At 75.5% G+C, this 15,726-nt stretch carries 12 protein-coding genes; 8 read left to right on the top strand and 4 right to left on the bottom strand.

The features are described 5' to 3' along the window. Window positions 1-97: 97 nt before the first annotated feature. A complete protein-coding gene (locus PATMI_RS0108840) occupies window positions 98-826 on the top strand; it encodes a SigB/SigF/SigG family RNA polymerase sigma factor (protein ID WP_051471241.1) in 729 nt (242 codons plus the stop codon). A gap of 54 nt (window positions 827-880) precedes the next feature. On the opposite strand, the gene PATMI_RS34185 is transcribed toward PATMI_RS0108840, so the two are convergent. Then, window positions 881-2,128: a DUF892 family protein gene (locus tag PATMI_RS34185; RefSeq protein WP_051471240.1), complete on the bottom strand. Its 1,248-nt coding sequence runs from the start codon at window positions 2,126-2,128 to the stop codon at window positions 881-883. A gap of 236 nt (window positions 2,129-2,364) precedes the next feature. Here PATMI_RS34185 and PATMI_RS0108830 point away from each other — a divergent pair, with 236 nt between their 5' ends. After that, window positions 2,365-2,772: a hypothetical protein gene (locus PATMI_RS0108830; RefSeq protein ID WP_026910631.1), complete on the top strand. Its 408-nt coding sequence runs from the start codon at window positions 2,365-2,367 to the stop codon at window positions 2,770-2,772. A gap of 24 nt (window positions 2,773-2,796) precedes the next feature. Here the strand turns inward: PATMI_RS0108830 and PATMI_RS0108825 are convergent, their stop codons facing one another. Next, window positions 2,797-3,354, bottom strand: a complete 558-nt coding sequence (locus tag PATMI_RS0108825; RefSeq protein ID WP_026910630.1) for a TetR/AcrR family transcriptional regulator — start codon at window positions 3,352-3,354, stop codon at window positions 2,797-2,799. A gap of 106 nt (window positions 3,355-3,460) precedes the next feature. Here PATMI_RS0108825 and PATMI_RS0108820 point away from each other — a divergent pair, with 106 nt between their 5' ends. The 3 genes from PATMI_RS0108820 (at window position 3,461) to PATMI_RS0108810 (ending at window position 7,510) form a co-directional block, all read left to right on the top strand. Next, the gene (locus PATMI_RS0108820) at window positions 3,461-4,111 is read left to right on the top strand and encodes an MBL fold metallo-hydrolase (protein WP_245604139.1); all 651 of its coding nucleotides are present in this window, start codon (window positions 3,461-3,463) and stop codon (window positions 4,109-4,111) included. Between the two features lie 147 nt (window positions 4,112-4,258). Then, window positions 4,259-4,675, top strand: coding sequence for an AraC-like ligand-binding domain-containing protein (locus PATMI_RS28585; protein WP_036725550.1), 417 nt, complete (start codon window positions 4,259-4,261; stop codon window positions 4,673-4,675). A 12-nt stretch (window positions 4,676-4,687) separates the two neighbouring features. Beyond that, on the top strand, window positions 4,688-7,510 hold the full coding sequence (locus PATMI_RS0108810) for a helix-turn-helix transcriptional regulator (protein ID WP_026910628.1): 2,823 nt from the start codon (window positions 4,688-4,690) through the stop codon (window positions 7,508-7,510). 70 nt (window positions 7,511-7,580) lie between these two features. Here PATMI_RS0108810 and PATMI_RS0108805 read toward each other — a convergent pair whose 3' ends face one another. Then, the gene (locus PATMI_RS0108805) at window positions 7,581-9,143 is read right to left on the bottom strand and encodes a hypothetical protein (RefSeq protein WP_026910627.1); all 1,563 of its coding nucleotides are present in this window, start codon (window positions 9,141-9,143) and stop codon (window positions 7,581-7,583) included. A 321-nt stretch (window positions 9,144-9,464) separates the two neighbouring features. Between PATMI_RS0108805 and PATMI_RS0108800 the strand changes: the two genes are divergently transcribed. Together PATMI_RS0108800 and PATMI_RS0108795 are read left to right on the top strand one after the other, a co-directional pair. Further along, window positions 9,465-10,949, top strand: a complete 1,485-nt coding sequence (locus PATMI_RS0108800) for a calcium-binding protein (RefSeq protein ID WP_026910626.1) — start codon at window positions 9,465-9,467, stop codon at window positions 10,947-10,949. A gap of 205 nt (window positions 10,950-11,154) precedes the next feature. Then, window positions 11,155-11,442: a hypothetical protein gene (locus PATMI_RS0108795; RefSeq protein WP_026910625.1), complete on the top strand. Its 288-nt coding sequence runs from the start codon at window positions 11,155-11,157 to the stop codon at window positions 11,440-11,442. A 12-nt stretch (window positions 11,443-11,454) separates the two neighbouring features. On the opposite strand, the gene mftG is transcribed toward PATMI_RS0108795, so the two are convergent. Then, a complete protein-coding gene (gene mftG / locus PATMI_RS0108790) occupies window positions 11,455-13,002 on the bottom strand; it encodes a mycofactocin dehydrogenase MftG (protein WP_026910624.1) in 1,548 nt (515 codons plus the stop codon). 156 nt (window positions 13,003-13,158) lie between these two features. Here mftG and PATMI_RS34180 point away from each other — a divergent pair, with 156 nt between their 5' ends. After that, window positions 13,159-15,537, top strand: a complete 2,379-nt coding sequence (locus PATMI_RS34180) for a PhoX family protein (protein ID WP_051471239.1) — start codon at window positions 13,159-13,161, stop codon at window positions 15,535-15,537. Window positions 15,538-15,726: the final 189 nt, after the last annotated feature.

The following is a 15,726-nucleotide window of genomic DNA, read 5'->3' as shown; positions in this document are numbered from 1 at the left end:
GAGTCCCGACTCGTCGCTCGTCGGCCCTCCGGAATGAACACCCCGAATCCGGGACGCATTCATGCTGCAAGAGGCAACCAGGCGCGAACAGGTCGACATGGCACTGCTGCGCCGCTACCACGAGCACGACGACATGCGGGCCCGCGAGGAGCTCGCGGAGCGCTGCCTCCCGCTCGTCCGCTCGCTCGCCCGCCGCTACCAGGGCCGCGGCGAGGAGTTCGAGGATCTCGTCCAGGCCGGCACCGTCGGCCTCGTCAAGGCCATCGACCGCTTCGATCTCGAGGCAGGGCGACGGTTCGTGTCGTTCGCCGCGCCGAACATCACGGGGGAGATCCGGCGCCACTTCCGCGACCACACGTGGGACGTCCACGTCCCGCGCTCGATGCAGGAGCTCGACGCGAAGGTCCAGTCGGCCCGCAGCGCGGCGATCGCCGACAGCGGCCGCGAGCCGACCGACGACGACCTCGCCGAGATCCTCTCGGTGCCCGTCGCCGAGATCCGCGAGGCCCGCAGTGCCGGGCGCGCGTACCGGGCGATGTCGCTGGACGCCCCCGCCGGTGAGGCCCGCGACGTCGCGGACACCCACGGCACGACCGACCCCGGGTACCGCCACGTCGAGCACGTCGCGACGCTCGCCGACGCCCGGACCGCGCTGACCGACCGCGAGCGCGACGTGCTGGACATGCGCTACGACGACGAGCTGCTGCAGCGCGAGATCGCGACCCGCATCGGCGTCTCGCAGATGCAGGTGTCGCGGATCATCAGCGGCGCGATCGAGAAGATGGCGGACCACGTCGCCCCGCCGTCGGCCGCCGTCGCGGCCTGAGCCCCGGCCGGGCACGCGGCGGCCGGCCGGCCGCCGCCCGGCCCCGGAGGGCGCTCAGGTCACGGGTCCGAGGCGCCGCTCGATCGCCTTCGTCAGCCCAGTGCGCGCCTTGTGCGCGCGCTCATAGGCCTGCACGTCGCGGACCGTCGCGTCCGTCGCGGCCTTCAGCGCCTTCGTGATCTCGGCCGCCGTCTGCTCGTCGTAGCCCGACCACGGCTCGTCGACGCGCAGGACGTCGACGCGGTCGAGCAGCGTGCTGCGGTCCTGGTGGCGGCGCTCGTACGCGGCGACCTTCGCGAGGTCGACCTGCGAGAGGTCGGGCAGCCGCGCGTCGATCTCCTCCACGGTCTTGTCGTCGTAGCCGGCGATCGGCAGGTCGGTCGCGGACGCCACCGTGCCCTTGACCGTGCCTTCCGCGGACGCCGCACCGGGGACCTTCCGTGCCTGCTTCGCCGCGCTCGCGGTCGTCTTCTTCGCCGCCGAGGTCGCGCCGGCCCGCGCCTTGGACGTCGTCTCCTTCGCGGTGCTCGTCGCCTTCGCGGTCGTCTCCTTTGCGGTCGTCGTCGCCCTGGAGGTCTTCGCCTTCGCCGTGCTCGTGGCCCTCGACGCCGTGCGCTTCGCGTCGGCCTTGGCCTTCGTCGTCGTCCGCTTCGCGGTCGTCCGCGCCTTCGTGGCCCGGCCCTTCACCGCGGTGCTCGCCTCGTCGGCCGCGCCCGTGACGGCGTCGCGAACCTCCTTCACCGCGTCTGCTGCACCGGTCGTCGTCGGGTCGAACGACGGGTCACCCTCGACCTCGGCGCGGACGACCGCCTTCGCGAGGGCCGGGATCTCCCCGAGCAGGCGGTCGAGCATCGCGCGCTCGTCGGCCCGGATCGACGCGGCGAGCGTCGCGGTGCGCTCGTCGCCGACGGCCTTCGCGAGCGCCTCGAGCGCGTCGTACGTCGCGATCTCCAGGGCCTCCGTGGCGCAGGCGTCCTTCACGTTCTTGAGGATCTTCTCCTCCCCGCCGACGCCGCGGACGAGGTCGAGCGGCGTCTTCGACAGCGCGAGCGTCTGCCCGATCACGGTCTCCGTCAGGCCGACGACCGCCTGCAGCGGGTTGCGCCCGGCGTCGAGCTCCTTGATCCGCTCGCGGAGCCGGGAGGCGTGGTCCTTCGTCTCCACCAGGTGCGCCTCCAGGCCGGAGCGCACGGTGCCCCTCGGGGTCACCGCGATCTGGGACTGGAGCACGCGCGTCAGCGCGACCTCGCTCGCGTGGGCCTCGCCCAGGTACTGGACGACCTTCTGCTCGGACCGGGCCATGGGTGTTCCTCGTTCGATCGGGGACGACCGCCGCCAGGGGGCGACCGCTGCATGGCCGCTACCCGGCGCGGCGGGTCGTGCACACGGGCGTGCGCGGACGCACTCCGGGTGACGGTGCGCGACGAGCGGCCCGACGGCGGGAGCAGCTGCGCGCGGGGCCGCGGGGACGGGACCGACGGGCCCTGGGGTGCACGTCCCGCACGCGGGCCGCCGGTCGGGCCACCAGAATCCGCGGCGTGACCGGTGAGGATCTCCGCGAGGACGCCGACGACGAGGCCTTCGTCGGACGCGACGAGGACCTCGAGGCCCGCAGTGATGCGGTCGAGGACCTCGACGAGGACCTCGAACGGCACGGCGAGGCCGTCGCCCGCGCCTTGCTCGAGGGCGACCCGGGCGACGCCGACGGCCGCACCGGCTGGCGCGGGCGACTCCAGGCCGCGGCCGACGACAGCGACGACGATCCCGGGATCCTGCGGATCGCGGACGCGATCCACACCGCCTCGCCGCGGCTCGGTGACCGGACGGCGCTGCGCGCGCTGACGGCGTCGGCCGCCGAGGATGCACGGACCCCGGCGGCACGTGCGTTCCTCGCCGGGATCCTCGACGTCCTCGATCCGGAGCCGTTCCTCGACGGGGTGCACTGAGCGGCCGGGACGACCGAGGTCGCGTCAGGCCGCGTCGACCAGCGTCCGGTGGAGCTCCGCGACGAGGTCGCGGGACGGGGGCCCGCCGTCGCCGCGGCGCTGGACGAGGCCGAGGAACGCTGCGTAGGCGATCGCCGCGCGGGCGTGGGACCGCTTCGCGTCGAGGCCCAGCTCGCGGTAGACCGCCGACAGCCAGGCGATCCGCGCCTCGTCGGCCCGCGCGACGGCGTCGCGGACCCGCGGATCGTGGGTCTCGCGCAGGAGCTGGACGTGCACCGAGGGCCGGTCGCTGCGACTGAACGCGACCGCGCTCTCGAGGACCGCGCGCAGGCGGTCGGCCGGGTCGTCGATCCCGTCGAAGTCCGCGAAGCCGGGCGCGCCGTGCTTGGCCGCCCAGGCGTCGAGCGCCGCCTCGACGAGCGCGTCGCGGGTGCGGAAGTGGGCGTAGAAGCTGCCCTTCGTCACGCCCAGCTCGGCCGCCAGGGGCTCGACCGCGACCGCCCCGAGGCCACGCTCGGCGATCGCGTCGAGCGCCGCCGCGATCCATGCGTCCCGCGTCAGTCGGCTCTTCCCGGGCGCCATCGGAACCGATCATACGGGCACGTATTCATACGCTTGCGTATTCATGCGCTACCGTATTGATACGCAAGCGTATGGACGGCGACGGAGGAGACGGACGATGGAGCGGATGGCGGACGGGGTGGAGCGGCTCTCCCGAAGGGTCGGGCCCACGATCAACGCGTACCTGGTGGGCGACGTGCTCGTCGACGCGGCGCGACGGCAGGACGCGCGGCCGTTCCTGCGCCAGCTCGAGGGGCGGGACCTGTCGCTCGTCGCGCTGACCCACGCGCACCCCGACCACCAGGGCGCCGCCGACGCGATCTGCACGGCACGGGGCGTGCCGCTCGCGTGCCACGCGGACGACGTCGACGCGATGGAGGGCCGGCGCCGGCTGACCTCGGGCACCAGCCTGCCCGCCCGGTTCGTCACCCGGGCGTGGAGCGGCCCGCCGCGGACCGTGGACCGGGTGCTGCGGGAGGGCGACGAGGTCGCGGGCTTCACGGTCCTCCACGCGCCGGGCCACTCGCCCGGCGAGATCGTGCTGTTCCGGGAGCGCGACCGGGTGGCGATCTGCGGCGACGTCGTGCGGAACGTCAGCTACCTGACCGGCCGCGCCCGGCTCGCGGAGCCGCCCGGTGTCTTCAACACGGACTCGGCGCAGAACCGCGACGCGATCCGGCGGCTCGCCGACCTGCGCCCGGCCGTCGTCCTGCCCGGCCACGGCCCGGCGTACGAGGACCCCGAGGGCCTCGCGCGGTTCGCGGACGGGCTGGTCTGAGACGGGCCGCGACCCCGTCAACGGGCGACGGGCCAGGTCGCCCGACGGGCTTCGTGCGACCGGCGGGCCGTCCGCCCCCAAAATCCCGGGGAGATTCCGGGGTGGCCCCCGTCGCGCGCGCGGGGGTGGTCGGCGGAGGATCCCGGTATGACCCACCGCCCTCTCCCTGGCCCGCGCGTCGAGGTCGTCGCCGGCCGCGAGTCGACCGGCGGCGCGTACGCGCTGTTCGACGTCCGCGCGCCCGCCGGCACCGCGATCCCGCCCCATCGCCACCAGGACCGCGTCAGCACGCTGCTGCTGCTCGAGGGCCGGCTGCGGGTCCTGCACGACGCCGGGTGGACCGCGCTGGACCCCGGGGACGTCGCCCGGATCGAACCGTCGGAGCCCTGCCGGCTCGAGGCGCAGGCCGACGTGCGGCTGCTGGTCCTGACGGTCCCCGCCGGGCTCGAGGCGCTGACCGGCCTGGCCGGCGCCACGACCGCCCCGGACCCCGACGACGTCGCGGCGCTGCTCGCCGCCTCCGGGGTCGCCCTCCTCCCCTCCGCGTGGGGCGCGGCGGCGTAGGATCCGGCGACCGTGGAAGACGGAGGCCGCCGGTCCGAGGAGCTGCTCGAGCGCGACCGCGAGACCGCCGCGCTGCGCACCGGCCTGGACCACGCGCTCCGGGGGACGGGCGGCGTGGTGCTCGTCGAGGGCGTCGCAGGGGTCGGCAAGACGGCGCTCCTGCGGGCGCTCCGCGCGGACGTCGCGGCGGACGCCTCGGTGCTCGGGCTGTCCGCGCTGGGCGGCGAGCTCGAGCGCGAGTTCCCGTTCGGTCTCGTCCGGCAGCTGCTCGAGCCCGTCGTCCTCGGTGCCGACCCCGACAGGCGCGCGGCGCTGCTCTCCGGCGCGGCCGCGCTCGCCGGCCCGATCGTCGGGGCAGCGCCGGACCCGGAGAACGCCGGGGCGGACGCGGCGTTCGCGACGCTCCACGGCCTCTACTGGCTCGTCGCGGCCCTCGCCGACGAGCGGCCGCTCGTCCTCGTCGTCGACGACGCGCACTGGGCCGACGCCCCGTCGCTGCGGTTCCTCGACTTCCTCTCGCGGCGGATCGACGAGCTCCCGGTGCTGCTGGCACTCGCGACCCGACCGAACGAGCCGGGTGCCGAGCACGACCTGCTGACGGGCCTGGCCGAGGGACCGCACGTCACCGTCGTGCGACCGCGGGCGCTGAGCCCGGAGGGCACGCGCGTCCTCGTCGACGCCGGGCTCGGGACCCCCGCGCCGGACGACGTCGTGACCGGCGCGGCGGAGGCGACGGGCGGCAACCCGCTGCTGCTGCGCGAGCTCGTCCGCACGCTCGCGGAGTCCGGCCGCGCGCCGAGCGCCGACGCCGTACGCGAGGCCGTGCCGTCGTCGGTCACGCGGTCGGTCGAGCGGCGGCTGCGGCAGCTCGACGACCACGCGCGCCTCGTCGCCCACGCGCTCGCGGTGCTCGGCGACACGCGCGGGACGGATCTCGTCGCCGCGGTGGCGGGCCTCGATCCCGCCGATGCGGACCGGGCGCTCGACGTCCTCCGGGCCGTCGGCCTGGCCGCGCCCGACGGCCCGCGGTTCGCGCACCCGCTGCTGCGCGCCGCGGTCGCGGAGTCCGTCGGCGCGGACGAGCGGATCCAGATGCACCGGACCGCTGCCGCGTTGCTCCACGGCCGGCCCGGCGCCGAGGAGGAGCTCGTCCTGCACCTCCTCGCCGCGCCACCGGCCCGGGAGCGCTGGGTCGTCCCGGTGCTCCGCCGCTCCGCCCGGCACGCCCTCGCCGACGGCGCCCCCGACGCCGCCGTCCGGCGCCTGCGCCGCGCGCTGGAGGAGCTGCCGGCCGACGCCGAGGACCGCGACGCGCTGCTGCTCCAGCTCGCCCGCGCGACCGTCTCCGCCGGGGACGTCGACGCGCGGCTCCACCTCGCCGCGGCCGCCGCATCGTCGCGTCCGGAGATCGCCGGCCCGGCGCTCGCGCTCCAGGTCGTCGTCCACGCCCACGGTGCGGGGATGGCGGAGACGGTCGACCGGCTGCAGGCGACGATCGAGCGCCTGGACGCCCCCGAGCACGCCGAGCTGCGCTCCGGACTCCGGGCGCAGCTCTACGGCGCGATGACCGTCGACACGCGGCTCGCCGACCGGCGTGCGCCCCTGATCGCGACGATGGCGCGCGAGCCGGACGAGCAGACGCTGCCCGTCCTCGCGTTCGAGGCCGCGGCGGGCGACGCCACAGCGGCGGAGGCCCTGGAGCTCGCGGAGCGCGCGCTGGCCGACCGGCCCCTGGCCCGCGTCGCCGGCGTCGAGACCTCGACCCCGTTCTGGGCCGTGATGGCGACCGTCACGCTCGACGGTGCGGACCTCGCCGATCGCGCGATCCGCGACGCCGAGCTGTCCGTCCGCGGCGGGGCGACCCGGGTCGGCGGCGCCACGGTCGCCTTCGCGCGATCGGAGTGGGCGATGGTGTTCGGGTCCGCTGTCGACGCCGAGGCGTCGGCCCGAGAGGCCGTCGACCTGTGGCTGGCCGCCGGGCTCGACGACGCGGCGCTGCCGTCGCGGATCGCGCTCGCACGGACGCTGGTCCGACTCGGCCGACTCGACGAGGCCGACGCGGAGCTCGACGCCGTCCCCGACCTGCGGAACCGCTTCACGCGCCTGACGTCCGCGGCCGCCCGCGGGGAACTGCGGCTCACGCAGCACCGGCCGCAGGAGGCCGTCGCCGAGCTGGAGCTCGTGCGCGAGCTGTCCACGCGGCTCGGCTGGCGGCGGTACCCGCTGGCCCCGGTCGACGCGCAGCTCGCCCGGGCGCTCGCCGCCTGCGGGCGGACCGAGGAGGCGCGGGTGCTCGCGACGGACGCGGTCGCCGACGCCCGGCGACGGGGCGCCGCGCTCCTGGAGGCCGAGGGCCTCGTCGCGCTCGGGCTGGCGAGCGGCGGGGACGAGGGCCTCGAACTGCTGCGCGAGGCGCTCGACGCGGCCGATCGCTCCGCGGCACCGTACGTCGGGGCGCTCGCCGGGGTCGAGCTCGGTGCGGCGCTGCGCCGGGCCGGCCGCCGGGTCGACGCCCGGGAGGTGCTGTCGGTCGCCCGCGACGACGCGCACCGCACCGGCAACCTCGGGCTGCTGGAGCGCGCGACGGAGGAGCTCGTGCTCGCCGGCGGCCGGCCGCGTCGCACGGCGCTCACGGGCGTCGACGCGCTGACCCCGAGCGAACGGCGGATGGCCGACCACGCGGCGGCCGGTCTCACGAACCGGCAGATCGCCGAGACGCTCTTCGTCACCCGCAAGACCGTCGAGTCGACGCTCGGCCAGGTGTTCCAGAAGCTCGACATCCGCTCGCGGACCCAGCTCGCCGGGGTGCTGGGAGGCGGGCCGACCCCGGAGTGAGGGCCGGGCCCCTGGGAACCCGCGGGCCGGCCGAGGTGGGCCGACCGGGCTCCGCGCCGGCCCATGGTCCTCACCGTGCGAGGACGACCGTCACCGACTGCGCGCCGGAGCGGATCGTCAGCCGCACCTTCTTCGCCGAGCGCAGCCGCTTCTTCGCCTTCGCGGTGAAGCGCAGCTTGACGCTCGTGACACCGGCCCTGGACGCCTTCGCGTTCCCGGTCGCGACGACCCGGCCGCCGCTGGTCGCCCGCACCCGGAGCCTCGTGCCGGCCTTCGCGGGGACCTTCACCGTCAGGCCGGAGCGCAGCGCAGCGGCGAGCTTCGGGGTGCCGACGACCGTCATCCGCGGCCCGGCGCCGGGGGCCCGGAAGTCCTTCGGCGGCGGCGTGCCGGTGCGCTTGTCGCCGGGCTTCGGAGCGCCGGGGACCGTGCCGCCCGGAGGCGTCGTGCCGCCGGGAGGCGTCGTCCCGCCCGGGGGCGGCGTCGTCGCCGGCCGGTCGACGTGCTCGCAGTCCGCGGCGACGACGTCCAGCGCGTCGGCCACGACGGTGTCGTCGCCCGGCCCGCAGGTCACCGTGTCGGCGACCGCGTCGCGCGAGGTGATGCGGTCGTCGCCCTCGCCGCCGTCGAACGTGTCGGCGTACGGGCTGCCGGTGAGGACGTCGTTGCCGGCCAGACCGCGGAACGAGCTCGGGCCGACCGCGTCGACGTCGTTCGTCTCCGCCCACCCGGCCTCGTCGTCGCCGGCGCTGCCGACGAAATCCATCGGCGCGTAGGCGTTGACCTCCTCGATGCCGTTGAGGTCGTCGCGCTCGCCCGCGAAGCCGTCGTTCGCCACGCCGTCGAGCGACACGGACGCCGGGCCGGTGATGCCGGAGTACTTCGGGCGCAGGTAGTCGTCGAGCTCGTCGTGCCCGGCGCCACCGTCGACGACGTCGTCGTAGCGGTCGTCGGTGCGGCCGTCGGCGATGATCGCGTCGTCGCCGTCGTCGCCGTAGAGCCGGTCGGCGCCCTCCACGCCCTTCAGGAGGTCGGAGCCCTCGCCGCCGTGGAAGACGTCGGTGCCCCAGCTGCCGGAGAGCGTGTCGTCGTCCGCCCCGCCGTCGACGACCGCGGTGCGGTCGAAGTAGCCGGAGTACAGGTCCTGCCCCGCCCCCAGGGTCGCCTCGACGCGTTCGAGGCCGGAGGGCGCGCCACGCATCTCGATCCAGTCGTCGCCGGCGCCCATGTCCATCCGCAGCCGGCCCTCGGCGCTCAGCGGGCAGTCGGCGCCCTGGTCGTTCCCGGCGTTGTACGGACGGCAGCCGGCGCCGGCCTCGATGCCGAAGTAGTAGACGAGCAGGACGCGGTCGTTGCGGTAGCTCGAGACCTTCACGAAGTCGCGGTCGCCGGTGCCCGTGAGGACGACGTCGCCGTTGGCGGCCACGGTGGCGACGGCGTTCGGGGCCGCCGCTGAGGCGGCCGAGGGCAGCGCGAACCCGGCGACGGCGACGGTGAGGAGCGCGGTGCCGCGGGCCAGGCGACGGCCGGCGGGAGCGGTCGGGCGTGCACGTCGAGGCGCGCGGCCGGCGCCGTCGCGGGTCGAGCGACGGGACCGGCCGGAGGAGGTGGTGGATGGCGTGGTGGATGTCATGCCGCCATGCTCGGCTCGCGGGTCGTCCCCCACACCGGGTGCCCACCCCGGAAGTCGCCCCGGAGCCGGGCGGACGATCCCGGGGAGGGGCCCGGCCCCGCCCGGATCCGGGGTGGGAGCTCCACCCCGGCCGATCGCCGGCCGGCGTCCGGCGCGCCACCGACACGGGTCCGCGGGCCGCCCCGGTGCCCGTCCTTTCCCTCCCGGGGTCCCCCCGGCGGCCGGGACCCGGGTCGTTTCCGGGGTGCCGTCCCGGTGCGCGGGGTGGGACCGGCGAGCAGATTGCGGTGCATCAACCGACCCCGCTGAAGGAGCACCACCGTGACCCGCCCCGCACCACGCGCCCTGCGCCGCACCGCCCCCGTCGTCCTCGGCCTCGCCGCGCTCGCCGTCCCCGCGACCGCATCCGCCGGCACCGTCACGCTCGACGGCCCGAACCTCACCTACACCGCCGCGCCGGGAGAGCAGAACGGCGTCTTCTACTCCCGCGAGTACGGCACCGAGGGCATCGTCATCGGGGACTACGGCAACACCGTCCTCGCGAACGACCCGCGCTGCACGCCCGGCAACGAGACCTACGTCTGCACCGGCGTCATCGGCACGATCCGGATCGACCTGGGGGACGGCAACGACACCGCGAGCCAGCCCAGCGGCGACACGATCGCCAACCGCGTCGAGGTCCACGGCGGCGCGGGCGACGACACGCTGAAGGCCCCGGTCAAGGGCACCGGCGTCGGCGTGCTCTTCGGCGACGAGGGGAACGACACGCTCCGGGGCGGCGACGACGCCGACGAGCTCCACGGCGGCGCCGGCGACGACGTCCTGAACGGGAACGCCGGCACCGACCTCCTCTACGGCGACGACGGCAACGACACGCTGGACGGCGACGAGGGCAACAAGGGCCCGTTCGCCGACCTCATCGACGGCGGTGCCGGCGTCGACCGCGTCGCCGGATGGACCAGCGCGCAGCGCGACAGGAACGTCCCGATCGCGATCTCGCTCGACGGCCAGGCCAACGACGGACGGCCCGGCGAGGGCGACGACGTCCGGAACGTCGAGCGCCAGACGTCGAACGTCTCCGGCTCGTTCCGCTACTCCGACGCCGACGACCAGGTCGAGATCTACGCGAACGTCGACCTCGGCCCGTCGACGATCGCGACCCTCGGCGGCAACGACGAGGTGACCGGCGGCAACGGCGACGAGACGATCGACGCGGGCGCCGGCGACGACCGCATCGACGGCGGCTACGGCAACGACACGATCACCCCGGGCCCCGGCCGGGACGTCGTCTACGCCGACAAGGCCACGCCCGACTGCGGCCTCTTCGAGTCGTGCTCGCTGCCGCAGGGCAACGACACGATCGACGCCCGCGACGGCGAGGCCGACACGATCGACTGCGGCGTCGGCACCGACAAGGTCCTCGCCGACGCCGGGGACGTCGTCTCCCCGAACTGCGAGACGGTCGAGCGGACCGCGGCCTCCTCCGGCCCCGGCGGCGGGACGACGAAGCCCGGCTCCGGCAACGGCACGAAGAAGCCGAAGGCGGCGCTGAAGGTCGACGCCCGGCGCTCCGGCGGCCGCGTCGTCGTCTCGGGCAGCGTCGCCGCGAAGCTCAAGGGCGCGAAGGTCTCGCTGCGTCTGACCGCGAAGGGCAAGAAGGTCAGCGCCGCCACCGCGAAGGTCGGCAAGGGCGGGCGCTTCACCGCGAAGCTCAGGACGCGCGGCAAGCGCGGTCTGAGGCTGACGACGACGATCGCGGCGACGCGGACGACGGCGGCGACGTCGACGACGCGCAGCGTGCGGTAGCGCGGCCGGAGGAGCTGTCCCGCGCGATCCCGGTCGTATGCCGGGAGAGCGAGGCCGGCGCAGGCTGACCCCGCCCCCGCGATCCGCAGGGGGGAACACCGCCGCCCGCCCCGACTAGGGGTCATGAGGCACCAGACAGCCATGCGACCCAGGGGCGTCCCGGCCCCGGGCGACCGCCGGACCGCCACGCCCGGGAGGGGTCGTCGTGCCTGAGCCGCACCGGCAGCTCGAGGACGTCACGGTCGACGACCTCGTCGCGTGCCTGCAGAGCGCCGGCGTGCCGCTCGGGGCGCGACGCCTGCGCACCGCGCTCCGCCTGGACCCGTGGTGCCTGCCCGCGCAGCTGACGCGGTTCCTGGGCGAGGCGGTGGACACCGGCCGCGTGGTGCGGACCGGGACCGGGCCCGCGACGCGCTACGCCGTGGCGGAGGACCAGCAGCAGGAGGACGATGCCTGTGTAGGAGCAGGCGGCGCGGGGCGCCGCAGGGCCTGATCACCGGACCGCTCAGAGGCGGTCCGCCACCTGCTCCCCCACCGCCATCGCGGTCGCGTTCGTCGCTGCGCACGGGGCCCGCGGGATCACCGAGAGGTCGGCGATCCAGAGCCCGTCGACGCCGCGGACCCGGCAGCCGGGGTCGACGACGGCGCCCGGATCGTCGTCCGGCCCCATGCGGCAGGTCCCGCAGCCGTGGAGCGTGCTCTGCAGGTTCGCGCGGACCCATGCGTCGAGGCGGGCGTCGTCGTCCAGCACGTCCGGCGGTGCCGCCCCCGCGTCGTCGGCGATCAGCTCCGCGAACGCCGGGGACGCCCACACGTCGGCGGTCCGGCGCACCGCCTCGCGCAGGCGCTCCCGGTCGATCTCCGCCTCGAGGTAGCGGTAGCGGATCCGGGGCCGGACGTCCGGGTCGGCGCCCACGACCTCGATCCGCCCGCGGCTCTCGGGCGCGTAGAGGATCGGGTTCTGGACCACGTCCACGATCTCCGGGTCGGCCGCGTGGGGCAGCGCCCCGCCGTTGTTGCCGACGTACGGCCCGGACATCACGAGCGTCTGCAGATCGCTGCGACGCCCCTCGGCCGCGGCGCGCGCGGACGTGTGGACGTGCCCGACGAGGCACCGCAGGTCCCACGCGCGGACCTCCTTCCGCAGCCGCACGGTGGACACGACCGACGGGTGGTCGTGCAGTCCGCGCCCGACGCCCGGCAGGTCGACGGCGACGTCGATCCCGAGCGCCCGGACCTCGCTCGCGTCGCCGATGCCCGAGTGCACGAGCAGCTGGGGCGTCTCCACGGCGCCGGCGGACAGCACGACCTGCCCGGCCGCGATCCGCCGCTCGCGCCCGTCCTCCCGGACGTCGACGCCGACGGCCCGCCCGTGCCGGACGACGACCCGCACGACCTGGACGTCGCCCCGGACCTCGAGGTTCGGCCTGCCGGCCGCGGGCAGGAGGTACGCGAGCGCCGCCCCCATCCGCCGTCCGTCGTCGCTGTTGCGCGCGAACGGCCCGACCCCCTGGTGCTCGGGCCGCAGCAGGTCGGGGTTCGCCGGAGCACCGAGGTCGCGCAGCGCGTCGTGGAACCGCACGTGCGCCGGGGCCCAGTGGTCGCGGCCGAGCCGCCGCACCGGCACGCGCCCCGTCGCGTCCCCGTGGTCGAGGTCGCGTTCGAGGCGGTCGAACACGGGCGCCAGGTCGGCCGCGCCCCACCCGGGAACGCCCCAGGAGTCGTAGTCCTCAGGCAGCCCGCGCTGCCAGATCATCCCGTTGACCGCGCCCGACCCGCCGAGCACGCGCCCGCGGGCGATCGGCGATGCGACACCGTCCAGGTCCTCGTGGTGGAACCCGTCGTAGTGCCAGAGGTGGTCCTGCGGGAACGTGCGCTCGTCGCGGAGGTCGGCGGGGTAGGTCGCCTCGTCCGCGAACACGGGCCCGGCCTCGAGCAGCAGCACCGAGCGGTCGGACTCCTCGGCCAGCCGGGCGGCGACGACGCACCCGGCGGACCCGGCGCCGACGACCACGACGTCGGCGCGCTCGGGGGTGGGCGTCGCGCGGGCCATCGCCGGACACGGTAGTCCGGCCCACCCGATTCCTCGTCGCTCACCGTCCGTTCACACCGCCGGTCGTGCGCCCGCTTAGCGTTCACGCGCCAGGACGGGACTCATTCCCGTCGTCCGGGGACGCCCTCAGCGCCCCGCCCCTCACGCAGGAGCCCCATGACCGATCCGCACGCCGCGTCCGCACGCACCGACGCCGACGACCTCACCGGCGACCTCCACGGGTCCCCGATCACGACCGACACGACCGACGCCTCCGACGCGCCGTCGCCGGCGTCCCACACCCGCCGCGGGTTCGTCCGCGGGGTCGCGATCGCCGGCGCCAGCACCATGGCCGCCGCCGCGCTCGACGCCACGGGCGCCACCTCGCTGATGGGCGACAGCGCCGTCGCCGCCGGCCCGCCCACGCCGTTCTCCGACTTCCGGGCGATCGCCGCGTCCTCGGCCGACCGGTTCGAGGTCCCCGAGGGCTACCGCGCCGACATCGTCATCTCGTGGGACGACGAGTTCGCGAACACCGACGGCACGACGTACCGCTACGGGTTCAACAACGACTTCCTCGCGTTCCTGCCGATCGACGGGAAGCCCGAGGAGGCCCTGCTGTTCGTCAACCACGAGTACCCGGGCCCGTTCTTCCAGCACGGCCACACCACGGCCGCGACGAAGACGGCGGGGGACATCGCGCTCGAGAAGGCGTCGGTCGGCAACTCGATCGTCCACGTCCGTCGCGACGCGGACGGCCTGTGGCAGGTCGTCTCGCCGTCGCCGTACAACCGCAGGATCTCCGGCGACTCGCCCGCGTGCGACGTCACCGGCCCGCTGCGCGGCGCCGCCGCGGCCGCACTGCCCGACGGCACCCTCGTCCGTGTCGGCCAGAGCGCCGACCGCCCGAACCAGATCGACGGCTCGATCGCCAACTGCTCCGGCGGCACGACCCCGTGGGGCACCACCCTGTCCTGCGAGGAGAACTACCAGGACTACGGCCCCGTGCCGGCGCCCGGCGGCTTCACCTACGGCTGGGGCGGGACCTACCTCCAGACGACGCACGCGAACTACGGCTGGGTCGTCGAGCACGACCCCTACGACCCGTCCTCGACGCCGCGCAAGCACACCGCGCTGGGCCGGTTCCGCCACGAGAACACCGCGTTCCGGCACGTCGCCGGCAAGCGCTTCGTGCTCTACATGGGTGACGACAAGGCCAACGAGGGCGTCTACAAGTTCGTCTCGAGCCGGAAGTTCGTCGCGGGCCGCCGCGAGGAGAACCTGAAGATCCTCACCGAAGGCCAGCTCTACGTCGCGAAGTGGTCCCCGGAGGGCCGCCGCCGCTTCAAGAACGCCGACGGCTCCGGCCTGCTGACGGCCACGTCCGGCACCGGCGAGTGGGTCCTCGTGGCCGAGTCGGAGCTCGTCGACACCGCCGCGCACCTCCGCAAGAGGTTCGGCACCGACTACGACAAGTACTTCGCCACGAACCGCCCGGAGGACGTCGAGGTCGACGTCGACGGCACCGTCTACGTGTCGTTCACGAACAACTCGTCCGTCAACGACCAGCACGGCGCGGTCCGCAAGCTGCGCGAGCAGAACAACGACCCGACCGCCGCGACGTTCACGTGGGAGGACTACGCCGAGGGCGGCCAGACCGGCCGTGACGACGTCGGCGAGCAGGGCTTCTCGTCCTGCGACAACCTCGTCTTCGACGACTCCAACAACCTCTGGGTCGTCACCGACATCTCGTCGAGCTCGCTGAAGGGCAGCTCCAGCCAGAAGGCCTACTACGCGTACCACGGCAACAACGCCGTGTTCATGATCCCGCGCTCGGGCCCGAACGCCGGCATCGCGTACCGCTTCGCGAACATGCCGATCGAGGCCGAGGGCACCGGCCCGTACTTCTCGACCGACGGCTCGACGCTGTTCGTCAACGTCCAGCACCCGGGCGAGGAGACCGGCCCGGCCAACGCGACGTACGGGCAGCCCGCGACCTACACGAGCTGGTGGCCCGACGGCAGCAAGGGCGGCGGCACCGCCCCGGCGCTCCCGCGTCCGTCGACGGTCGCGATCACGCGCGTCCAGCAGCCCGACACGGGCGGCGGCGGTACCCCGGGCGGCAGCGCGCCGGGCGGCAGCACGACGATCCCGCCGACGACGCCCCCGCCCGCCGGTGGGGGTGGTGGCGGGACGCCCGGCCCGACGGGGAGGACGACCGTCGACGTGCCCGAGACGGTCCGCGCGGCGACGCTGACGTCGAAGGGCGTCACCGCGAGCATCCGAGTCCGCGAGGCCTCCCGGGTCGAGGTCCGCCTGGAGATCGCGCTCCCCCGCGCGGGCCGCTCGCGGGCCCGCACGATCACCGCCGTGACGTCGCGGCGCACCGTGGGCGCCGGCGCCCACGAGGTCCGGCTGCGGCCGGGCGCCGTCGCGCGCGCCCTGCTGCGGACGCGGCGCGGGAAGACGCTCCGCGCCCGGGTGATCCTCGAGGTCCGCCCGTCCGACGGCACCCCGAAGCTCGTCCGGCGCAGCGACGCGTTCCGGATCCGGTAGGCGAGCGGGCGCCCGACGCGTCGGCAGGCGGCGCCCGCCCGATCGGGCGGGCGCCGCGGCCGGGATCGGTGCCGGAGTCGCGGTCAGGGCGACGGTCGCTGCCGGTGCCGACCGATGCTGCGTTCGCGTCGCTCCGCGACGACAACGCAGCATCGGCCTGCCCGGGGCCTCACCGCGCCGCCAGGTCCA

The sequence above is a fragment of the Patulibacter minatonensis DSM 18081 genome, assembly GCF_000519325.1.
In the GTDB taxonomy this organism is placed as follows: Bacteria; Actinomycetota; Thermoleophilia; order Solirubrobacterales; family Solirubrobacteraceae; genus Patulibacter; species Patulibacter minatonensis.
This window is presented reverse-complemented; position numbering and strand designations above follow the sequence as displayed.